Consider the following 21344-nt stretch of genomic DNA (forward strand, 5'->3'; position numbering starts at 1 on the left):
GTCAGCTCTGGTTGAACAGACGGCCGACGTCGCCGTCGTTCCCGTCGCTCGCCACCTCCACGGTGGCCGGCGACAGGAGGAACACCCGGTTCGTCACGCGCTCGATGACCCCGTGCAGCCCGAAGACCAGCCCGGCGGAGAAGTCGACCATCCGCTTGGCCTCGGTCTCGCTCATGCCCGACAGGTTCATGATGACCGGCGTGCCCTCGCGGAAGGCCTCGCCGATGACCCGCGCCTCGTTGTACGTCGTCGGGTGGACCGTGGCGATGCGGCGCAGGTCGGGCTCGGGCTCGCTCCGCACGACGCTCGCCCGGCTGATGGGAGTCACCTCGGCGGTCCGCTCCGGCTCGGGGTCGACACCCTGGTAGGCCCGCGTCTCCTCGACGTACTCCTCATGGTGCTGCTGCTGCTGCTCTTCCTCGGACAACCCGAGGTAGGCCATCGTCTTGCGCAGCGCTCCGGCCATGACAACTCCTCGTACTTGGTCTGTGCGCACCACCCGGTCCGCCCACCTGTGACGCTAGACCAGGGCGGCGGTCCCGCCAGGCACCAGCCGCGGCGTGTCGCGAGCGCGCACGACGCCGGCGGTCCGGCCGGTCACCCCGTCCCGCCGGTAGGAGTAGAACCGGGCGTCCTCGTGGGTGCACCGGCCGACCTGCTCGACGCGCTCCACGCCCGCGGCGGCGAGGCGGGACCGGACGCCGGCGGCGAGGTCGAGGGCGGGCGTGCCCCACGAGGTCGACGACGCCGTGCCCGGCACGAGCGCCTCGACCTCCTCGCGCAACCGGGCCGGGACCTCGTAGCACCGCCCGCAGATGCTCGGCCCGATGCTCGCCCAGAGGTCCCCGGGATCCGCGCCGCGCGCGGTCATGGCGGCGACGGCAGCCTCGAGCGCGCCGCGCACGAGCCCCTGGCGGCCGACGTGGGCCGCCGCGGTGAGCGAGCCGTCGGTCGTCGCGAGGAGCACCGGCACGCAGTCCGCCACGAGGACACCGACCGCCGGGCGGCGGGCCGCACCCGCCACCGCGAGGAGGACGTCGGCATCCCCCAGCGCACCGCGGCCGGGGTCGGGCTCGTCGTCGACGACGAGCACCTGCGCGCCGTGCACCTGGTTGGCCCAGGCGACGCGGGCACCCACTGCGCGGTCGAGGAGGTCACGGTTGGCGAGCACCCGCTCCGGGTCGTCGCCGACGTGGCCGCCGAGGTTGAGCCCGCCGGAGGCGTCCTCGGCGGCGTAGGCCCCGCCCGAGACGCCACCGGCGCGCGTGGTGAACGCACCACGCGCGCCGGGCCCGAGCTGAGCGGGGATGAGGTCGAGGGGCACGACTACCGGAGGAAGTCCGGGATGTCGAGGTCCTCCTCGGGGCGGCGACGCACGGGCTCCTCGTCGAAGACGCGGGGCACCTCGTAGCCGCGGGGCATGCCGTCCTCGCCGGCGTAGGCGCGCGCGCCGGCGCCCGCCGGGACGGGCTCCTCCCGCACAACGACCGGCGGCGGGGCCATGGTCTCCTGGCGGGGCGCCGGCGGCGCCTCGCGAGGCGGCGCCGTGCGGGCCGCGACCTGCCCGAGGCTGCGGCCGTCCTTGGGCTGCGGTGTGCCGCCGTCGAAGCCGGCGGCGATGACGGTGACGCGGACCTCGTCGCCGAGCGCGTCGTCGATGACCGCACCGAAGATGATGTTCGCCTCCGGGTGGGCGGCCTCCTGGACGAGGCGGGCGGACTCGTGGATCTCGAAGAGCCCGAGGTCCGAACCACCCTGGATGGAGAGCAGGACGCCGTACGCGCCGTCGATGCTCGCCTCGAGCAGCGGCGAGGAGATCGCCAGCTCGGCGGCCTGGACCGCCCGGTCCTCGCCCCGCGCCGAGCCGATGCCCATGAGGGCGCTGCCCGCGCCCTGCATGACGGACTTGACGTCGGCGAAGTCGAGGTTGATGAGGCCGGGGGTGGTGATGAGGTCGGTGATCCCCTGGACACCGGACAGGAGCACCTGGTCCGCGGAGCGGAAGGCGTCGAGCACGGAGACGCCGCGGTCGCTGATGGACAGCAGGCGGTCGTTGGGGATGACGATGAGGGTGTCGACCTCGGCGCGCAGGGCGTCGATGCCGGACTCCGCCTGGGTCGAGCGGCGCCGCCCCTCGAAGGTGAACGGTCGCGTGACGACGCCGATGGTCAGCGCGCCGAGCGAGCGCGCGATGCGCGCGACGACGGGTGCGCCACCGGTGCCGGTGCCACCACCCTCGCCCGCGGTGACGAAGACCATGTCGGCCCCGCGCAGGACCTCCTCGATCTCCTCGGCGTGGTCCTCGGCGGCCTTCTTTCCCACCTCGGGGTCCGCCCCGGCTCCCAGCCCGCGCGTGAGCTCACGGCCCACGTCGAGCTTCACGTCGGCGTCGCTCATGAGCAGCGCCTGCGCGTCGGTGTTGATGGCGATGAACTCCACGCCCTTGAGCCCGACCTCGATCATCCGGTTGACGGCGTTGACGCCGCCGCCCCCGATGCCCACCACCTTGATGACCGCCAGGTAGTTCTGCGGTGCCGCCACGTCGGCCCCTCTCGCTCGTATTGCGTCGTGCCTACCCTCAATCTCAACTTGAGGGTTAGACTTATGTCAGTTCTCGGCACCCGGAACGCTAGGTGCGCTCCGGGCGAGCAGCAACGACCACGCGGGGTGTGTCGCGCGAGTCGTCGTGTGTTTCTTACCGCCCTGGGCGTCGTGCCGTCCTTGGTCTCCCCGCTCGCCGTGCCCGCCGCTACTGCAGCGTGGTCGGCGAACGCGGGATGGTGAGGTCGTAGACCCGCGCCGGCTGCGCCCGCAGCACGTCGAGCACGGCGGACTTCAGCTCGCTCTCCTCCGCACTCCCCCAGCGCACCTCGGCGCCGTCGTGGAGGACGAGGGTGATCGAGCGCGGGTTGGGCGCGCCGGCCGTCGCCACCTGGGAGCGCTGCTCCTCGGGGAGCTGACCGAGGACGGTGAGCACGGCGTCGAGCGTGGGCGCGGTGGCCTCGGAGTCGAGCGGGACCGTGACGAGCGGCATGCCCTCCGGAGCCGCGTCCGCCGTGCCGATCCGCACGCCGTCCCGGTCGAGCAGCGCGTACGCGCCGTCCGCGGCGACGACGGCGACCGGCTCGCGGGCGTCGATGACGATCCGCAGGCCGTGCGGCCAGTCGCGCGCCACGTCGGCGTGGCGCACCGTCGTGATGGCCTCCAGCTCCTCGCGCAGCCCGTCGGCGTCGACCCGGGCCAGCGGCACACCGACGGACGGCTCGACGACGGCGAGCACCTCCTCGGAGGTCACCGTCGTCCCCACCCCGTCGATGGCGATCTCCTCCGAGCGCAGCGCGAGCACCGGCGAGCCCAGGACGAGCCACGCCAGCCCCACGAGGAGGGCGACGACGACGACGCCGATGCCGATCTTGCGGAGCAGGAGCCGGCGCTGGGCGCGGGCGCGCTCGGTCTGCCGCTCGACGAGGGAGACCGGAACGCGCTCGGTCGGCCGGGCCAGCGCGCCGGCCGAGGGCGTCGCGAGCGCGGTGGACGGTGACGACGGGCGCTCCGGCCGGGAGGCCGCGGGGGCCGTGGGCTGCGACGCGGACTCCACGTCGCGGGACCGCCGCGACCACGGGCGCCGCCGGGTCCGGCCGCGCGCCGGCTCGGCGTCCTGCGCCTTGGCGGGCACCGGGGCGCGTCCGGGCGCCGGGTCGGGTGCCGGGTCGGGCGCACCCGTCGGCGCGGGGTCACGGTGCGGGGCACGGTCCGCGGCCCGGTCCGGGGCCGACGGCCTTGACGCGCTCGACGGGCCCGCCGGCGCGGGGTCCGACCGGCGCACCTGCCGCGGTGCGGCGGGCGGCCTCACGGCCGGCCCGCCAGCTCGTCGAGGATGACCGGGCCGAGCTCGGTGACGTCACCCGCGCCGACCGTGAGGACGAGGTCGCCCGGGCGCGCGAGCCGGGCCGCCGCGCGGGCCGCCTCCACGCGGTCGGGGACGAAGCGCCCGCGCTCCATGGTCCGGGTGATGAGCGAGCCGTCCACGCCGGGCTCGGGGTCCTCCCGCGCGGCGTACACGTCGGTGACGACGGCCTCGTCCGCGGTGTCGAGCGCGCGGGCGAACTCCGCGGCGAACGTGCGGGTCCGGGAGTACAGGTGCGGCTGGAACAGCGCGATCACCCGGCCCTCCCCCGCGGCCAGCCGCGCCGTGCGCAGGGTCGCGGCCACCTCGGTCGGGTGGTGGGCGTAGTCGTCGACCACCCGCACGCCGCCGGCCTCCCCGCGGGCCTGGAACCGCCGCGCGGTGCCGGTGAAGGTGCCGAGCGCCGCGGCCATCGCCACCGGGTCGGCGCCGACCGCCACCCCGGCGCACCACGCCGCGGTGGCGTTGAGGAGGTTGTGCTCGCCGCCGACCGCCAGCTCGAGGGGGACGTCGCCGTCGTCCGTCACGAGGCGCGCGCGCGACCCGGTCGGACCCGTGACGACGTCGAGCAGCCGCACGTGCGGGCCGTCGAGCGGCGCCTCGACGGTGCCGTAGGTGAGGACGCGTCCGGGGACGCGCCGTGCCAGGGCGAGCCCGCCGGCGTCGTCGGCGCAGGCGACGAGCAGCCCCCCGGGCAGGACCCGCCCCGCGAAGTCGACGAACGCCTGCTCGAAGGCGGCCCGGGAGCCGTAGTGGTCGAGGTGGTCCGGCTCGACGTTGGTCACCACGGCGACCGCCGGCCGGTAGTTGAGGAACGACCCGTCGGACTCGTCCGCCTCGGCGACGAAGGCCCGCCCGGTGCCCAGGTGCGCGCCGGTGCCGAGGGCGAGGACCTCACCGCCGATGGCGAAGCTGGGGTCCAGGCCCAGGGCGGTGAGGGCGACGGCGATCATCGCCGACGTCGTCGTCTTGCCGTGCGCGCCGGCGACGGCGACGAGCTCCTGGCCCTGCGCCGCCAGCGCGAGGGCCTCGCTGCGGTGCACGACGCGCAGGCCCCGCTCGCGGGCGTGCACGAGCTCGGGGTTGGTCGGGCGTACCGCGGTGGAGACGACGACGAGCGCGCCGTCGGGCACGTGCGCGGCGTCGTGGCCGGCGTGGGCGTCGATGCCGTGCGCGCGCAGGCGGTCGAGGACGGCGCTGTCGCGCGCGTCCGAGCCGGACACCGCCCAGCCGCGGGCGGCAAGGAGCTCGGCGACCGGCGACATGCCGGCCCCGCCGATGCCGATGAGGTGGGCGGCGTCAGCCACGGGCACCTCCCCGGGCCGCGGCGGCGACGAGGTCGGCCAGGCGCGCGGCACCGTCGCGGATGCCGGCGGTGGCGGCCCGCTCGCCCAGCCGTGCCAGGCGGTCGGCGTCGGTGAGCAGCGGGAGGATCTCGGCCCGGACCAGGGCGGCGTCCAGGGCGGCGTCCTCGACGAGGACGCCCCCGCCCGCGCCGACGACGCCGGCCGCGTTGCGCCGCTGCTCGCCGTTGCCGATGGGCAGCGGGACGTAGACGGCACCGATGCCGAGGGCGGCGAGCTCGCTCACCGTCCCCGCCCCGGCACGGGCGAGGACGAGGTCCGCGCAGGCGTAGGCGTCCTCGATCCCGTCGAGGTAGGCCCGCACGTGGTAGCCGTCGAGGCCGCCGACGGCGTCGCGTACAGCGGCGTCCTTGCCGGCCCCGGTGAGGTGGAGCACCTGGACGCCGGCCGCGAGGAGGTCACGGGCGGCGCCCGCCACCGCCTCGTTGATGCGCTGGGCACCCAGGGAGCCGCCGGTGACGACGAGCGTGGGGCGGGCGGGGTCGAGCCCGAGGGCGCCGGCCCCGGCGCGGCGCCGGGTGGCGGCGTCGGCGGACCGCTCGGCGACCAGCCGCGCGATGCCGGGCCGCAGCGGCAGGCCGGTGAGCTCGGCGCGCGGCAGCGGGGTGCCGGGGAACGTCACCGCCACGGTGCGGGCGCGGCGGGCGCCGAGCCGGTTGGCCAGGCCCGGGCGGGCGTTCTGCTCGTGGACGACGACGGGGACGCCCAGGCGGGCGGCGGCGAGGTAGGCGGGCGCGGCGACGTAGCCGCCGAAGCCGACGACCACCTCGGCCCGCGAGCCAGTGATGGCGTCCGTGGCCTGCCGGACCGCACCGCGCAGCCGGCCGGGGACCCGCAGCAGGTCGCCCGAGGGGCGCCGGGGCAGCGGGACGCGGTCGACGATGCGCAGCGGCAGCCCCTGGTCGGGGACCAGCCGCGACTCCAGCCCCTCGCGGGTGCCGAGCACGGTGACCGCGGCGCCGTCCGGGCGGGCGGCGAGCTCGGCGGCGGTCGCGAGGAGCGGGTTGACGTGGCCGGCCGTGCCGCCGCCGGCGAGCAGGACCCGTAGCGGCTCAGCCACGTCGGCCTCGGGCGACCACGGCGAGCGAGCGCCGCACGGTGCCGCGGCGCGCCTGGAGCGCCTGCGCCGCGCCGGGCTCGGACCGGGCGAAGGCGAGGACCACCCCCATGGCGAGCAGCGTGGCGATGAGCGCGGAGCCGCCGGCGGAGACGAGGGGCAACGGCACGCCGATGACGGGCAGGAGGCCGACGACGACGCCGATGTTGATGATGGCCTGGGTAAGGATCCACGCGGTGATGGCGCCGGTGGCGATGCGCACGAACGGGTCGGGGTGGCGGCGCACGACGCGGAGCAGGCCGAAGGCGAGCGCGGCGAAGAGGCCGAGGACGAGGAGCGTCCCCCACAGCCCGAGCTCCTCGCCGATGATGGCGAGGATGTAGTCGTTGTGCGCCTCGGGCAGGTAGGACCACTTCTGGCGGGAGGCGCCGAGGCCGACGCCGGAGAGCCCCCCGGTGCCGAGCCCGTAGAGCCCGTGCTTGGACTGGTAGCACGCGGCGGAGGCGTCGCACTCCCCGCCGAATACGGCCAGGACGCGCTGCATGCGGTTCGGGGAGTCGATGACGAGGAAGGCGAGCACCCCGGCGGCTGCGACGCCCGCCCCGGCGAACCAGCGCAGCGGGACCCCGGCGAAGAACAGCCCGCCGGCGACGAGGGCGACGACGACGAGCGCGGTGCCGACGTCACGGCCGCCGAGGACGAGGCCGATGGCGAGGACGGCGACGACGAGCCCGGGGATGGCGACGTGCTGCCACTGCTGGAGGAGGCGTCCCTTGCGGGCGAGCACCAGGCCGAGCCACAGCGCGAGGGCAAGCTTGAGGAACTCCGAGGGCTGCACGGTCTGGCCCAGCCCCGGGATCGTCACCCAGTTGGTGTTGCCCTTCTCGCCCGTGCCGAGCGGGCTGAAGATCAGGGCCTGCAGGAAGAGCCCGAGCCCGAGCGCCGGCCAGGCGAGGCGCCGGTACCACGCGACGGGGACGCGGCTCGCGACGATCATCAGCGGCACGCCGATGAGCGCGAACTGCGCCTGGTTGAGGAACTGCCCGTAGGGGTTGCCCGTCTCGCGGATCGAGGTGATCGACGAGGCGGACAGGACCATGACCACGCCGATGGCGAGCAGGAGCAGCGTCGCCGTCCCGATGAGGTAGTAGCTCAGGGTCGCCGCGTCCGGGCGGAACCCGGTCCGGGCGCGGGTGGTCGGCTCGTCGACCGTCGTCATCGCTCCCCCAGCTCTCGCACCGCCCGGGCGAACGCCTCACCCCGCGCGCCGTACCCGGGGAACTGGTCCATCGACGCGCACGCGGGTGCGAGCAGGACGGTGTCCCCCTTCCGGGCGAGGCGGGCGGCCTCGGCCACGGCATGCGACATCACCTCGCCAGTGTCCTGCGCGCTCACCTCGACGAGCGGGACCTCGGCCGCGTGTCGCCCCAGGGCGGTGCGCAGCGGCTCGCGGTCGACGCCGATGAGGACGACGGCGGCGAGCCGGTCCCGCACCGTGCGGACCAGCTCGTCGAACCGGGCGCCCTTGGCCAGGCCCCCGGCGATCCACACGACCCGCCCGGGATCCTGCGCGCCGAGGCTGGCAGCGGCGGCGTGCGCGTTGGTCGCCTTGGAGTCGTCGATCCAGGTGACACCGTCGCGCTCGGCGACGACCTCGATGCGGTGGGCGCCGGGCGCGTAGGCGCGCAGGCCCGCGCGGACGTCCTCGGGCGCGACGCCGTGCGCCCGGGCGAGGGCCGCCGCCACCAGCGCGTCGGTGACCACGTGCGCCGGGACGTCGCCGGGGGCGAGGTGCGCGAGGTCGGAGAGCTCCCCGAGCATCGCCGCGTGGGTGTGCCGGGTGGGGAGGAAGGCGCGGTCGCACAGGACGTCCTCGACGAGCCCGAGCTCGCCCACCCCGGGTGCCCCGAGCCGGACGCCGACGGCGCGCGCCCCCTCGACGACCTCCGCCTCCTCCACCATGGCGCGGGTGCGGGGGTCAGCCACGGTGTAGACGCAGGCGCGGTGCGTGCGGGCGTAGACCTTGGCCTTGTCCGCGGCGTAGGCGTCGAACGAGCCGTGCCAGTCGAGGTGGTCGGGCGCGACGTTGAGGCACGCGCTCGCCTCCGGCTCGACGGTGTGGGTGAGGTGGAGCTGGAAGCTCGAGAGCTCGACGGCGAGCACGTCGGCGGCGCCCTCGGCGACGACGCGTACCACCGGGGTGCCGACGTTCCCCACGGCCGGGGCGCGCAGGCCGGCCGCCGTGAGGATGGAGCTGAGCATGCCCACCGTCGTCGTCTTGCCGTTCGTGCCCGTCAAGGTGAGCCACGGGACCGGCGTCTCCTGGAGGCGCCAGGCGAGCTCGACCTCGCTCCACGTCGCCACCCCCTCGGCCGCGGCGCGACGCAGGAGCGGGGAGGTCGCGGGGACGCCCGGGGAGACGACGAGGAGGTCGGGCCCGGCGGCGAACGCCGCCTCGGCGAGGTCCTCCGCGGCGCGCAGCTCGACGGAGGCGGGGACCTCGCCGCCCGCCCGGGCCGCCTCGATCGCGCTCTCCCGGCCGTCCAGCCCGAGGAGCCGGGCCCCCGAGGTCCCGAGGACGTCGAGGACCGCGCGGCCGGAGGTGCCCAGGCCGACGACGACCACCCGCGCCCCGGCGAGGTCGAGGCCGCTCACGCGGTGATCCACTCGGCGTAGAACACCCCGAGGCCGAGCGCCACGCACAGCCCCGCGATGAGCCAGAAGCGGATGACGATGGTCACCTCGCCCCAGCCCGCCAGCTCGAAGTGGTGGTGCAGGGGCGCCATCCGGAAGACCCGTTTGCCGGTCATCTTGAAGAAGCCGATCTGGATGACGTCGGACAGGACGATGATGACGAACAGTCCGCCGATGATGGCGGCGAGGACCTCGGTCCGGGTGAGGATGGAGAACCCGGCCAGTGCGCCACCCAGGGCGAGGGAGCCGGTGTCGCCCATGAAGATCTGCGCGGGCGAGGCGTTCCACCACAGGAACCCGAAGCACGCGCCGACGAGGGCCGCGGCGATGATCGCGAGGTCGCGCGGGTCGCGGACCTCGTAGCAGGCCGAGCCCGGCTCGGGCAGGTACTGGCAGTTCTGGTTGGCCTGCCACAGCGCGATGACCGTGTAGGCGGCGAACACCATGGCCGACGCCCCGCTCGCCAGGCCGTCGAGCCCGTCGGTGAGGTTGACGGCGTTCGACCACGCCGTGATGAGGAAGTTCGACCACAGGATGAAGAGGACGAGCCCGACGATCACGCCGGCGAAGGCGAGGTCGAGGCCGGTGTCCCGGACGAAGGAGACCCGGGTCGAGGCCGGGGTCCGGAAGTTCTCGTTGGGGAACTGCAGCGCGAGCACCGAGAACGTGATGCCGACCGCGGCCTGCCCGATGATCTTCCAGCGGGCGCGCAGCCCCAGGGACCGCTGCCGGCTGATCTTGATGTAGTCGTCGAGGAAGCCGATGAAGCCCAGCCCGACCATGAGGAAGAGCAGGAGCAGCCCGGACGCCTGCGGCAGGCGGCCGCCCGCGATGTTCGCGGCGCCGTAGCCCAGCAGCGTGGCGAGGATGATGACGACGCCGCCCATGGTCGGCGTCCCGCGCTTGGTGTAGTGCGCCGTCGGGCCGTCCTGACGGATGAACTGCCCGTAGTTGCGGTGGACGAGGAACTTGATGAACAGCGGGGTGCCCAGCAGGGAGACGAGCAGCGCGACGGCGCCCGCGACGAGGATCGAGATCACGCGGCGCCTCCGGCGACGAGGCGGTCAGCCAGGCGCCACACGCCCGACCCGTTCGAGCCCTTGAGGAGCACGACGTCGCCCGGGTGCAGGTCGAGCTCGACGTCGGCGACGTCGGCGACCATGCGGGCGCGCTCCCCGGCCCCGGCGCGCACGGCGTCGGCGCTGGGGCCGACGGCCACCACCTCGTCGATGCCGAGCGACGCGGCGAGCGCACCGACGGCGGTGTGGTCCGCCTGCGCCGTCGCGCCGAGCTCGAGCATCTCGCCGAGCACGGCGATGCGGCGCCGGGCGGGCATGTGGGCGAGGGTGCGCAGCGCGGCGGCCACGGAGTCCGGGTTGGCGTTGTAGGCGTCGTCGACGATGCGGACGCCGTCGGCACGGTCGGTGACCGCCATGCGGTGCGCGCTCACCCGCTCGGCCCGCCCGAGGGCCGCGGCCACGGCCCCGGCGTCGAGCCCGAGGACGACGGCGGTCGCCGCCGCCGCGAGGGCGTTGGAGACCTGGTGCTCGCCGACGAGGCGCAGCTCGACCGGGTGCGCGCTGCGGGCGCCCGAGACGTCCACCTCCAGGGTGAACGAGGCCCGCGACGCGTCGTCGGTGCGCACGTCGCGCGCCCGCACGGTGGCCTCGGCGCCGCGGCCGAAGCGGACCACCGCCGCGGGGGCGAGGGCGGCCATCGCCGCGACGCGGGCGTCGTCGGCGTTGAGCACGGCGGTGCCGTCCGGGCGCAGCCCGGTGACGATCTCCGACTTCGCCCGGGCGACGGCCTCGATGGAGCCGAACCCGCCCATGTGGGCGTGCCCGACGATGAGGACGACGGCGACGTCGAGGGGGGCGATGCGGGTGAGGTAGTCGATGTGGCCCGGGCCGCTGGCCCCCATCTCGAGGACGAGGTACCGGGTGGCCGGGGTGGCCGTGAGGACGGTGAGCGGCAGGCCGATCTCGTTGTTGAACGACTCCCGGGGCGCCACCGTGGGGCCGGCCGCGCCGAGCACCTGGGCGAGGAGGTCCTTCGTCGTCGTCTTGCCCACGGAGCCGGTCACCCCGACGACGCGGAGCTCCCCCTCGGCGCGCAACCGGTCGAGGACGACGCGGGCGAGCTCGCCCAGCGCCTCGACGGTGTCCGGGACGAGGACGTGCGGGACGTCGACGGGGCGCGAGGCGAGGGTGAGGACGGCGCCGGCGGCCGACGCGGCGGCGGCGTGGTCGTGCCCGTCCGTGCGCTCGCCGGCGACGGCGACGAACAGGGCCCCGGGCGCGACGAGGCGCGAGTCGGTGACGACGGGGCCGTCGACGAGCAGGCCGGGGGCTGCCCCGACGAGCGTGCCACCGACCGCCGCCGCGACGTCCTGCGCGGTCATGGCGATCATCGGGTCCCCCAGCGGCGCTCGATCGCCTCGCGCAGGACGGGGACGTCGTTGTACGGGTGGAACACCCCGGCGATCTCCTGGTGCGGCTCGTGGCCCTTGCCGGTGATGATGATGGTGTCCTCCGGTCCGGCGATCTCCACCGCGCGGGCGATGGCCTCGACGCGGGTCGACGCCTCGTCGACGTCGGTCAGGTCGGGGCGCACGGAACGCACCCCGTCGAGGATGGCGCGCCGGATCGTCGCCGGGTCCTCCGAGCGCGGGTTCTCGTCGGTGACGACGAGCACGTCGGCCAGCCGGGCGGCGACGGCGCCGAGCAGCGGGCGCTTGCCCTGGTCGCGGTCGCCGTCGGAGCCGAAGACGGCGATGAGCCGTCCCGGGGTGACGGGCCGCACCGCCTCGAGCGCGAGCTCGAGGGCGTCCGGCGTGTGGGCGAAATCGACGACGGTGAGCGGCAGGCCGTCCCCGCGCTGGCTCACCCGCTCCATGCGGCCGGGGATGCCGTGGGCGTGGGCGACCGCGTCGACGACGTCGGCGGGGGCGACGCCCCAGCGCAGCCCCATGACGATGGCGAGGGCCGCGTTCTGGATGTTCACGCGCCCGGGGAGCGGGCACGACGCCTGGACCTCGAACCCGCCGGGGCCGCGCAGGGTGAACGTCGAGGCGACGCCGTCGAGCCCGATGCTCGCGTCGTGCACGGTCCACTCCGCCTCGGCGTCCCCGGGGTAGGCGCGCACGCGGTCCACGGGCAGCACGGTGCGCGCCGCCAGCGCGCGGCCCCACTCGTCGTCGACGCAGACGACCGCACGCCGGGCGTGCTCGGGGGTGAAGAGGATCGCCTTGTCCGCGAGGTAGCGCTCCATCGTCCCGTGGTAGTCGAGGTGGTCGCGCTGGAGGTTGGTGAAGCCGGCGACGTCGACGACGAGCCCGTCGACCCGGTGGAGCGCGAGGGCGTGCGAGGACACCTCGATGCTCGCGGCGCCGACGCCGCGCTCGAGCCCGAGGGCGAGGAGTCGGTGGAGGACCGGCGCCTCGACGGTCGTGCGCGGGCTGGGGACGGTCGTCTCCCCCACGCGCAGCTCGACGGTGCCGAGGACCGCCGTCGCGGCGGTCGCCCGCCGGGCGATGGCGTCGAGGAAGTACGTCGTCGTCGTCTTGCCGTTGGTCCCGGTGACGGCGGCGGTACGCAGGTGCTCCGCGGGGAGCCCGTAGACCAGCGCGCTCAGCGGGCCGGCGAGGGCCCGGGGGTCCTCGGTGACGAGCAGGGGGACGCCGCGGTCGAGGCAGACCCGGGCGCACAGCTCCGCGCCCGCGGTGTCCGTGACGACGGCGACGGCCCCGGCGTCGAGCGCCTGCGGGACGTACGTGGCGCCGTGGGTACGGGCCCCCGGCAGGGCGATGAAGACCTCGCCCGGACCGACGTCGTCGCTCGCGACGCTCGCTCCGACGACGTCCACCCCCGCGGGGTCCACCCCGGTCAGGGGGGTCATGCCCAGGTGCCGGGCGAGGGCGGCGAGGGGCGTCGGTCGGGTCATGCGGGGTCGCAGGAGGTCAGGTGTCACGTATCGACACCTTACGTTCCCCGGCGTCATTGTGCGCGCAGCGGGTAGGGCTCCGGAGCGCTCTGCGACGGGGGGACGCCGAGGTGGCGCAGGGTGAAGTTGGCCACCTCGGGGAAGATCGGCGCGGCGATGATGCCCGAGGACAGCTGGGTCGTCGGGTGGTAGAGCACGATGCCGACGGCGATCCGCGGCGCCTCGGCGGGGGCGACGCCGATGAAGCTCGCCACCGTCTGGGTGAGGCGCCCGTTGGCGTCGGGGACCTGGGCGGTCCCGGTCTTGCCGGCCGCCCGGTAGCCGTCGAGCATGCCGAGGACGCCGGTGCCCTCCTCGGAGACGACGCCCTCCATCAGGCGGAGCATCTCCCCCGCGGTCTCCTCGCGCACGACCGGCACGCCCTCGGGCGTCTCGACCGGCTCGAAGGTGCCGTCGGCGCCGGTGTAGCCGTCGACGATGCGAGGGCTCACGCGCACCCCGCCGTTGCCCAGCGTGGCGGCCACGGAGGTGTTCTGGATGAGGTTGACGGCCATGCCCTGGCCGAACATCGTCGTGTAGCGCTGGCGCCCGTCCCAGGCCTCGGGGTCGGCGAGGATGCCGCCGGTCTCCCCCGGCAGGCCCAGGCCCGTGGTGCTGCCGAAGCCGAAGGCCTCGAGGTAGGCGTGGCGCTCCTCGTCGTTCATCCGGTCGCCGACCTGGACCGTGCCGGTGTTCGAGGAGGTGGCGAGGATCCCCGCGACGGTGAGGTCCTCGGTGGCGTGCGGGTCGGCGTCGGAGAACGTCTGCCCCGACGGCATCGTCAGGCGGTCGGGCGTGGTGAAGACGGTCGTCGGCTCGACGGCGTCGACGTCGAGCGCGGCGGCGAAGGTGGCGAGCTTGCCCGTGGAGCCCGGCTCGTAGGCGGCCTGGGCGGCACGCGAGCCGCGGCGCTCGGGCGGGGTGTCCTGGTAGTTGCCGGGGTCGACCCGGTGGGAGTCGGCGAGCGCGAGGATCCGGCCCGTGCCGATCTCCTCGACGACGACGGCCCCCCACGCGGCGCCGTACCGCTCGGTGTAGGCGTCGATGACCTCCTCCGCCCGGAACTGGATGTCCCGGTCGATGGTGGTGTGGACCGTACGGCCCGGCTCGGCGGGCGTCGTCGTGCTCTGGCCGGTGGGGATCCGCTGCCCGTGGAGCCCGATCTCGACCACGCTGCTGCCGTCGGTGCCCTCGAGGTCGGCGTCGAGGGCGAGCTCGAGGCCCGCGAGGCCGGCGCCGTCACGGCCGACGAACCCGACGATGTTCCCGGCGGTGGCGCCGTTGGGGTAGATCCGCTCGGTGGTCGCCTCGGGCTCGATGCCGGGGATGCCGAGCTCGCGGATCTCCCGCCACTGGTCGGGGGTGAGGCCCTTCTCGAGGTAGACGAAGGTGGAGTCGCCGACCATGGCCGCGCCGAGCTCGGCGGGGTCGCGGTCGAGGTGCGGGGCGAGGACGGCCGCCGCCGCGACGGCGCCGGTCTTCGGCTCGCCGTCGATCTCGGCGGTGAACTCGCGGATGAGGACCTGGTTGACCCCGATGTTGTACCGGGAGACCGAGGTGGCGAGGATCTCGCCGTTGGCGTCGACGATGTCGCCGCGGGGTGCCTGGAGGGTCGAGCGTGCCAGCCGCTCGTCGAGGGCCTCGGCGGCCAGGCCGGGTCCCTCGACCGCCTGGACGTAGACGAGGCGGCCGCCGAAGACCATGAGGACGACGAGGACGGCGATGAGGACGATGTTCTGCCGCCGGACGAGGACTGCGCCGCTCACTCGCCCTCCCCGACAGGGCCGCCCAGGACCGTGCCGTGGGCGAGGTCGATGAACCCGATGGTCTCGGCGGGCACCATGCCCAGCTCGGTCGCCTGCCGCTGGAGCTCGGCGGGCGAGCCGGCCACCTCCACCTGCTGGCGCAGGGACGCCTCCGACTCGACGAGCTGGTTGAGCTCGCGCTGGGCGTCGTGGAGCTCGTACGCCGTCACCGCCATCTGCGTGTTGAGCAGCAGGGCACCGACGAGCGCGCCGAGGAGGATCGTCGCGCACGTGAGCAGGTACGGCAGGAGCGAGCGGGACGGCACGGGGTTGCGCACCACGTGCAGCCGCGGCCGCCACGTCCGGGTCGTCCTGGGGATCGGTACGCGGGCCGGCATCGCGCTCATGCGGCACTCCTTGGGACGGTCGGACGGAGGTGGTCAGGGGTGGGACGCAGCCGCTCGGCGGCCCGGAGCCGGACCGAGGTGGCGCGTGGGTTGCGGGCGCGCTCCTCCTCGTCGGCCTCCTCGGCGCCGCGGGTGAGCAGGCGCAGGTACGGGGCGTGCGAGGGCAGCTCGACGGGGAGGTCGTGCGGGGTGGAGGACGTCGCGCCGCGGGCGAGCACCGTCTTCACCGCACGGTCCTCGAGGGAGTGGTAGGCGAGGACGACGATGCGCCCGCCCACCGCGAGGGACTCCACGGCGCGGGGCAGCGCCGCCTCGAGGGCGCCGAGCTCGTCGTTGACGGCGATGCGCAGCGCCTGGAAGGTCCGCTTGGCGGGGTTGCCGCCGGTGCGCCGGGCCGCCGCCGGGATGGAGGTGCGGACGATGTCGACGAGCTCGCCGGTGCGCGTCAGCGGGGCCTGGGCTCGGCGCCGGACGATGGCCGTGGCGATCCGCCCGGCGAACCGCTCCTCGCCGTAGACGTGCAGGATGCGGCGCAGCTCCGCCTCGGGCGCGGTGGCGAGGAGCTCGGCGGCGCTCACCCCCTCGGTGGGGTCCATCCGCATGTCGAGGGGGGCGTCGTGGGCGTAGGCAAAGCCGCGCTCGGCCTCGTCGAGCTGGAGCGAGGAGACGCCGAGGTCCATGAGGATGCCCTGGACGGATCCCCCGGCGTGCTCGGCGACGATCTCGTCGATGGCGTCGTAGACCGCCCGGACCGGGGTGAAGCGCTCCCCGAACGGGGCGAGCCGCTCCCCCGCGAGCGCCAGCGCCTGCGGGTCGCGGTCGATGCCGATGACCCGCGCCTGCGGGAAGCGGCGCAGCACCAGCTCGGAGTGGCCGCCCATCCCCAGGGTGGCGTCGACGAGCACGGCGCCGGGCTCGGCGAGCGCCGGGGCGAGCAGCTCGAGGCAACGGTCGGCGAGCACCGGGACGTGCCGCTCGGCGGCCGATGCGCTCACGTGGCCTCTCCTTCATCGTGGTTGGTCGGGTGGCCCTCCACCGCCCGACCAGGACTCCCTCCGCCTGCTCTGACACCGGGGAAGTGCGTCAGAGTCGCGGTGAGAGACCTCGCCGTGCGGAGTGCGGGGCCGGTGGTGCGGGTTCGGATTCGGATTCGGCGGTGGGTTCGGGTGGGTGCGGGTGGTGCTCAGAAGAGGCCGGGGACCACCTCGTCGGCGGTCTCGGCGAAGCTCGCCTCGGACTCGGCGAGGTAGGTCTCCCAGGCGGGGGCGGACCAGATCTCCACCCGCGTCCCGGCGCCGATGACCGTGAGGTCACGGTCCAGGCCGGCGTACTGGCGCAGCATCGGCGGGATGGTGATTCGCCCCTGCTTGTCGGGGACCTCGTCGGCGGCGCCGGAGAGGAAGACGCGCAGGTAGTCACGCGCCTGCTTGCTCGTCACGGGCGCCTGCCGGAGCTGGTCGTGCAGGCGCTCGAACTCGCGCATGGGGAAGGCGTACAGGCAGCGCTCCTGGCCGCGGGTGAGGACGAGTCCGGAGGCCAGCTCGTCACGGAACTTCGCCGGGAGGATGAGGCGACCCTTCTCGTCCAGGCGAGGGGCGTGGGTACCGAGGAACACGGCCACCCCCTCTTGTGCGTGCCGACCACCAGTACACGCCACATTACTCCACTTCCCTCCCCCGTCAATGCCAAACCCGGCATTATTCCCGCACATCAGTGCTGATGTCGCAGGTCAGGCGCAGTGGGGCACGGTGGAGGGATTTGTCCCGCGACGAGCCCGCCCGCGGACGTCGCGCGCGGGGACGGGCGGGACCCCTGGCGCAGAACCGCCGATCGGCCCGGGCGGGGAGCGATGTGGAGGCGCGCGGGAGGCCGCCCCCGCGGAGGCGGGGAGCGATGTGGAGGGGGTGGCGCGGCCGCCCGCGGAGCCCGCGGGGAGCGCGTTGCCTACCGCCGTGCGCGTGTTACGGCGCCGTGCGCGGGGCGGGCCACCCGCGCGGCAGCACTAACGGCCGCATGGCGGCGCCAAAGACCGGCAGGGCGGGCGCGAGAAGGCCGCAGGGCGCGCAGGCCGGTGGCGACCGGGGGTGATCAGGTGGTGCTGGCGTGCTGCCGGCGAGCGTCAGTGCTCGTCGCGACGACGGTCCCAGCGCTCCTCGAGGCGCTTCATGAACGAGCCGGAGCCGGTGCGCTTGGCGGGGGCCGGGCGGGCGGCCGGGCGCGAGCCCGCACCGGCGACCGGTGCCGGTCCACGCTTCTGCCGGGTCACCGCGAGCATGACTCCACCGAGCATCGAGACGAAGCCGAGCACGCCCAGCCACACCTGGCTCAGGGCCACACCGCCCACGAGCATCGCCAGCCCCGCCAGGACCGCGAGCGATCCCAGCACGAGTCGCCGCACGGACACCTTCGGCTCAGGCGACAACGAGCTGGCCAACCGCGGGTCATCGGACCGCAGCTGCTGCTCCATCTGATGGAGCACACGCTGCTCGTACTCGGAGAGAGGCATCAGACCCCCCCACTTCTACCGTCGACGGACCCCGGACCCGGGGCGTTGTTGGTTCAGGATAGGTCGCCAGGCCCCGGCGGGGAAGCCGAGCGGTCCACCGCCCCCGGGCGGACGGCCTCACCCGCCCTGAGCAGGGACGCCGGGCCCAGTGCACGGTCGCCGTACCGCGCCCGGATACCGTCCATGGCCGCCTCCGCGCCGCGCCGCGCACCGGTCGCCCCGAGCTGGTCCTGCACGCCCGTCGTGCGCGCCGGGCTGAGGTTCTCGGCGCGCACGCCCAGCAGGCGCAGGCCGCTCGGCGGGACGTCGACGGCGTCGAGGAGGTCGCGGGCGGCGCGGAAGAGGTCGTGGGCGACGTCCGTGGCGTCGATGCCGCGCGAGCGCTGGATCGTGGTGAAGTCGGCGTAGCGCACCTTGAGAGCGACCGTCCGGGCGAGCATGCCGTCGGCCCGCAGGCGCGCCGCGCACCGGTGGGCGGCGTCGAGGAGCACCGCCGCGAGCGTGGCACGGTCGGCGATGTCGTCGGCGAACGTGGTCTCCGTGCCCACCGACTTCTCCACCCGGCCGGGCTGGACGGGCCGTGGGTCGATGCCCCGGGCGAGGTCGTAGAGCCGCTGCCCCGCAGCGACGCCGACGACCCGGTGGAGCGTGCGCGGGCCGTGCGCCGCGAGCTCGGCGACCGTGTCGATCCCGTGCCGGTGCAACGTCTCGCGGGTCTTGTCCCCCACGCCCGCGAGCGCGCCCACGGGCAGGGTGTGGAGGAAGGGCACCGTCGCCTCCTGCGGCACGAGGAGGAGCCCGTCGGGCTTGGCGTGCGCGGAGGCGAGCTTGGCGACGAACTTCGTCGCGGCGACCCCCACCGAGGCGCTCACCCCGGTCTCCCGGCGCACCCGCTCCCGGATGACGTGCCCGATCTCCGTGGGGGTCCCCAGCCGACGGCGCGCCCCGGCCACGTCGAGGAACGCCTCGTCGATGCTCACCTTCTCGAGGACCGGCGTCACCTCCGCGAGGACCGCCATCACCTGCCCCGACACCCGCACGTAGCTCGCGTGGTCGGGCGGGATGACGACCGCCGTCGGGCACAGCGCCCGCGCCCGCGCCATGGGCATGGCCGCGTGCACGCCGAACGCGCGCGCCTCGTACGTGGCGGACAGGACGACGCCGCGGTGGGCGCCCCCGACGATGACCGGCCGGCCGTGCAGCTCCGGGCGGGAGCGGAGCTCGACCGCCGCGAAGAACGCGTCCATGTCGACGTGCAGGACGGCGCACCCGGCGTCGTCGTCGCCCCAGTCGCGCCGTGCGGCCGGGTTCCGCGGTCCCTTGCTCATCCCGCGCCCAGGTTAGCCTGGGGCCATGCCACCGCGCCGAGCCCCCCGGGCGGCGTCCGTCGAGGCACTGCCCACCGCGCCCGTCCCCACCAGCACCGCCGAGGCCGAGCTGGTCCGGGACCCGAGCCGGCCCGACGCCGTGACCCTCTACCTCGACGACGCCGAGAGCTCCCACGTCGACCTCGCCGACGCGACCTACCTCGAGTTCGAGTACCTCCAGCAGATGCTCGCCGTGCTCGACGTCGCCCGCCCCGACGAGCCCCTCCGAGCCGTCCACCTCGGGGGCGGGGCGTGCACCTTCGCCCGGGCGCTGGACGCCCTGCGGCCGGGGTCGACCCAGCTCGTCGTCGAGCTCGACGCCGAGCTCGCCCGGCTGGTGCGCGAGTGGTTCGGCCTGCCCCGGGCCCCCCGGCTGCGGATCCGCGTCGGGGACGCCCGTCAGGTGCTCGGCACCCTGACGCCGGGGGCCTGGGACGTGGTGATCCGCGACGTCTTCGCGGGCCCCGAGGTCCCGCCGCACGTGCGCACCCTCGAGGCGGCGCAGGAGGCCAGGCGCGCCCTGCGCGAGTCGGGCCTCTACCTCGTCAACCTCACCGACCGGCCGCCGCTGCGGGCGGCGCGCGCCGAGGTCGCCACGCTGCGGGCGGTGTTCCCGCACGTCCTCCTCATCGCCGACCCGGCGATCCTGCGCGGGCGACGGTTCGGCAACGTCGTCCTCGCCGCCTCGGTCGAGCCGGTGGACGTCACGCTCCTCGGTCGCGCGCTGCGCACCCTCCCGCTTCCGGTCCAGCTCCGGCACGGCGCCGAGGTCGCGGACTTCGCGGGCACGGCGGCCCCGCTGCGGGACCCCGCCCCGGTGCCCGACCCAGCCGCGCTGCACGACTCCGGCACCGCCGCAGCGGCCGGGCCGTAGGGCCCCGGACACGCCGATGGGCCCGCGTCGTGCGACGCGGGCCCATCGTGACGTCAGATCAGAGCGGGCGGACGCTCTCCGCCTGCGGACCCTTGGGGCCCTGGGTGATCTCGAACTCGACGCGCTGCGCCTCGTCGAGGCTGCGGTATCCGTCGGACTCGATCGCCGAGTAGTGGACGAAGACGTCAGCGCCGCCACCGTCCTGGGCGATGAAGCCGTACCCCTTCTCCGCGTTGAACCACTTCACGGTTCCCTGTGCCATGGTGCTGTCCTTCCGGGGACGTTAGTGGAACCGGCTCTGTACCGGTCCCGCTGTGCCGCAATGCCTCGTCCCACGTCTTGCTCTGCCCGGCCGGGCCGGGGCCACACGTAAGCGATCCGCAACTGCAACGCGGTCAGTCTGGCACGAGGGCGAGTGCATTTCTAGGCCATACCGACACCCGTACCGGACGGGATAAAACGGCATACTTAGGACGCGTTGTCGTCGTCCCCGTCGCCCGGGCCGTGGTCCGCGAGAAAGGCCTCGAGCTCGGCGCCGATCTCCTCCGCCGTGGGCAGCTCGACGGGCTGCGCGAGCAGCGTGCCGTGGGCGGCCCGGTCCGCGCCGGCCATGAAGGCGTCGAACTGCTGCTCGAGGGCGTGGACGACGGCGCCCACCTCGGCGGACGCGGCCACCTGGCGGTCGATGTCTGCGGCGGCCTCCACCGCGGCGGCCTCGAGCTCACCGACGGGCAGCGCCAGACCGGAGCTGCGCGCCACCTGGCGGACGAGCTCGGCCGCCGCCTGCGGGAACTCGCTCTGCGCGAGGTAGTGCGGGACGTTCGCCGCGAACCCGAGCGCGTCGTGGCCCGACCGGCCCAGGCGCAGCTCGAGGAGCGCCGCGGCGGAGCCGGGGACCTGGAGCGTACCCAGGGCGTCGGGCGCGGCGGGGATGAGCGAGGCGTCGGTGGCGTGCGCGGTCACCGTCGTCGGACGGGTGTGCGGCACGGCCATGGGGATGCCGTGGATGCCGATGGTGCGCTGCACGCCGAACCGCTCGACGAGCTCGGTCACCGCGGCGACGAAGCCCTCCCACCGCAGGTCGGGCTCCGGACCGTGGAGCAGCAGCAGCGGCGTGCCCTCGTCGTCGTGCAGCAGGTCGAGGGCGAGGGTCGGCTCGGCGTACTCCGTCCACCGCCCGTCCTCGAACGTCATCACGGGGCGGCGGGCGCGGTAGTCGATCAGCTCGTCGGGGTCGAAGGTGGCGACGCGTCGGGCACCGAGGGTCCCCTCGAGGTGCCGCGCGACGAGGGCGCCGGCGCGCCCCGCATCCATCGCGCCGTGCAGTGCGTGGATGAGGACGGGGACGTCCTCGATCTCGGCGGCCGCCGGGGCCATCGTGTACAGCTGTGTCATGGCGCCCTTCCTCTCGTGTGCTAGGTCTGTGGATAGCAACGCGCGGG

General features: G+C 75.1%; 20 protein-coding genes. 1 reads left to right on the forward strand and 19 read right to left on the reverse strand.

All coding sequences use genetic code 11. The features are described 5' to 3' along the window. Window position 1: 1 nt before the first annotated feature. The 17 genes from EBO36_RS09980 to dinB all read right to left on the reverse strand — a co-directional run bounded on the left by EBO36_RS09980 (window position 2) and on the right by dinB (window position 18989). Complete coding sequence (locus tag EBO36_RS09980; protein WP_122824468.1) at window positions 2-466, reverse strand: cell division protein SepF; 465 nt, start codon at window positions 464-466, stop codon at window positions 2-4. A 54-nt stretch (window positions 467-520) separates the two neighbouring features. Beyond that, entirely contained in the window at window positions 521-1324 is an 804-nt protein-coding gene (locus EBO36_RS09985; protein ID WP_122824469.1) for a purine nucleoside phosphorylase YfiH/LACC1 family protein, read from the reverse strand. A gap of 2 nt (window positions 1325-1326) precedes the next feature. Further along, window positions 1327-2541: a cell division protein FtsZ gene (gene ftsZ, locus EBO36_RS09990; RefSeq protein ID WP_122824471.1), complete on the reverse strand. Its 1215-nt coding sequence runs from the start codon at window positions 2539-2541 to the stop codon at window positions 1327-1329. Between the two features lie 208 nt (window positions 2542-2749). Continuing rightward, window positions 2750-3598 carry a cell division protein FtsQ/DivIB gene (locus EBO36_RS09995; RefSeq protein ID WP_164471430.1) on the reverse strand — a complete coding sequence of 283 codons (849 nt, stop codon included), beginning with the start codon at window positions 3596-3598 and terminating at the stop codon, window positions 2750-2752. 251 nt (window positions 3599-3849) lie between these two features. Next, window positions 3850-5172 carry a UDP-N-acetylmuramate--L-alanine ligase gene (gene murC, locus EBO36_RS10000; RefSeq protein WP_122825599.1) on the reverse strand — a complete coding sequence of 441 codons (1323 nt, stop codon included), beginning with the start codon at window positions 5170-5172 and terminating at the stop codon, window positions 3850-3852. Between the two features lie 34 nt (window positions 5173-5206). Beyond that, a complete protein-coding gene (gene murG, locus EBO36_RS10005; protein WP_206515479.1) occupies window positions 5207-6331 on the reverse strand; it encodes an undecaprenyldiphospho-muramoylpentapeptide beta-N-acetylglucosaminyltransferase in 1125 nt (374 codons plus the stop codon). Continuing rightward, window positions 6324-7547: a putative lipid II flippase FtsW gene (gene ftsW / locus EBO36_RS10010; protein WP_122824473.1), complete on the reverse strand. Its 1224-nt coding sequence runs from the start codon at window positions 7545-7547 to the stop codon at window positions 6324-6326. The genes murG and ftsW overlap by 8 nt, the downstream gene beginning before the upstream one ends. Further along, window positions 7544-8983, reverse strand: a complete 1440-nt coding sequence (murD, locus tag EBO36_RS10015; protein WP_122824475.1) for a UDP-N-acetylmuramoyl-L-alanine--D-glutamate ligase — start codon at window positions 8981-8983, stop codon at window positions 7544-7546. Before murD ends, ftsW begins: the two co-directional genes overlap by 4 nt. Next, on the reverse strand, window positions 8980-10062 hold the full coding sequence (gene mraY / locus EBO36_RS10020) for a phospho-N-acetylmuramoyl-pentapeptide-transferase (protein WP_122824476.1): 1083 nt from the start codon (window positions 10060-10062) through the stop codon (window positions 8980-8982). The genes murD and mraY overlap by 4 nt, the downstream gene beginning before the upstream one ends. Further along, entirely contained in the window at window positions 10059-11432 is a 1374-nt protein-coding gene (locus tag EBO36_RS10025; RefSeq protein ID WP_122824477.1) for a UDP-N-acetylmuramoyl-tripeptide--D-alanyl-D-alanine ligase, read from the reverse strand. The genes mraY and EBO36_RS10025 overlap by 4 nt, the downstream gene beginning before the upstream one ends. Then, window positions 11429-13021 (reverse strand): UDP-N-acetylmuramoyl-L-alanyl-D-glutamate--2,6-diaminopimelate ligase, encoded by a 1593-nt coding sequence (locus EBO36_RS10030; protein WP_122824478.1) that lies wholly within the window; start codon window positions 13019-13021, stop codon window positions 11429-11431. The genes EBO36_RS10025 and EBO36_RS10030 overlap by 4 nt, the downstream gene beginning before the upstream one ends. Further along, window positions 13018-14769 (reverse strand): peptidoglycan D,D-transpeptidase FtsI family protein, encoded by a 1752-nt coding sequence (locus EBO36_RS10035; protein WP_122824479.1) that lies wholly within the window; start codon window positions 14767-14769, stop codon window positions 13018-13020. The genes EBO36_RS10030 and EBO36_RS10035 overlap by 4 nt, the downstream gene beginning before the upstream one ends. Next, window positions 14766-15155, reverse strand: coding sequence for a cell division protein FtsL (gene ftsL, locus EBO36_RS10040; protein WP_122824481.1), 390 nt, complete (start codon window positions 15153-15155; stop codon window positions 14766-14768). Before ftsL ends, EBO36_RS10035 begins: the two co-directional genes overlap by 4 nt. Continuing rightward, window positions 15152-16150 (reverse strand): 16S rRNA (cytosine(1402)-N(4))-methyltransferase RsmH, encoded by a 999-nt coding sequence (rsmH, locus tag EBO36_RS10045; RefSeq protein ID WP_122824482.1) that lies wholly within the window; start codon window positions 16148-16150, stop codon window positions 15152-15154. The genes ftsL and rsmH overlap by 4 nt, the downstream gene beginning before the upstream one ends. A 188-nt stretch (window positions 16151-16338) precedes the next feature. Beyond that, window positions 16339-16770: a division/cell wall cluster transcriptional repressor MraZ gene (mraZ, locus tag EBO36_RS10050; protein ID WP_122825601.1), complete on the reverse strand. Its 432-nt coding sequence runs from the start codon at window positions 16768-16770 to the stop codon at window positions 16339-16341. Window positions 16771-17274: 504 nt separating this feature from the next. Further along, the gene (locus EBO36_RS10055; RefSeq protein ID WP_122824484.1) at window positions 17275-17661 is read right to left on the reverse strand and encodes a DUF3040 domain-containing protein; all 387 of its coding nucleotides are present in this window, start codon (window positions 17659-17661) and stop codon (window positions 17275-17277) included. Between the two features lie 53 nt (window positions 17662-17714). Continuing rightward, window positions 17715-18989 (reverse strand): DNA polymerase IV, encoded by a 1275-nt coding sequence (gene dinB, locus EBO36_RS10060; RefSeq protein ID WP_122824485.1) that lies wholly within the window; start codon window positions 18987-18989, stop codon window positions 17715-17717. 25 nt (window positions 18990-19014) lie between these two features. Between dinB and EBO36_RS10065 the strand changes: the two genes are divergently transcribed. Next, complete coding sequence (locus EBO36_RS10065; protein ID WP_122824486.1) at window positions 19015-19902, forward strand: spermidine synthase; 888 nt, start codon at window positions 19015-19017, stop codon at window positions 19900-19902. A 58-nt stretch (window positions 19903-19960) separates the two neighbouring features. Here the strand turns inward: EBO36_RS10065 and EBO36_RS10070 are convergent, their stop codons facing one another. Together EBO36_RS10070 and EBO36_RS10075 are read right to left on the reverse strand one after the other, a co-directional pair. Beyond that, a complete protein-coding gene (locus EBO36_RS10070; RefSeq protein WP_122824487.1) occupies window positions 19961-20164 on the reverse strand; it encodes a cold-shock protein in 204 nt (67 codons plus the stop codon). A 206-nt stretch (window positions 20165-20370) separates the two neighbouring features. Next, the gene (locus EBO36_RS10075) at window positions 20371-21297 is read right to left on the reverse strand and encodes a proteasome assembly chaperone family protein (protein WP_122824489.1); all 927 of its coding nucleotides are present in this window, start codon (window positions 21295-21297) and stop codon (window positions 20371-20373) included. Between the last annotated feature and the right edge of the window lie 47 nt (window positions 21298-21344).

Origin of the sequence: Georgenia faecalis (assembly GCF_003710105.1) — a bacterium.
GTDB classification, from domain to species: domain Bacteria; phylum Actinomycetota; class Actinomycetes; order Actinomycetales; family Actinomycetaceae; genus Georgenia_A; species Georgenia_A faecalis.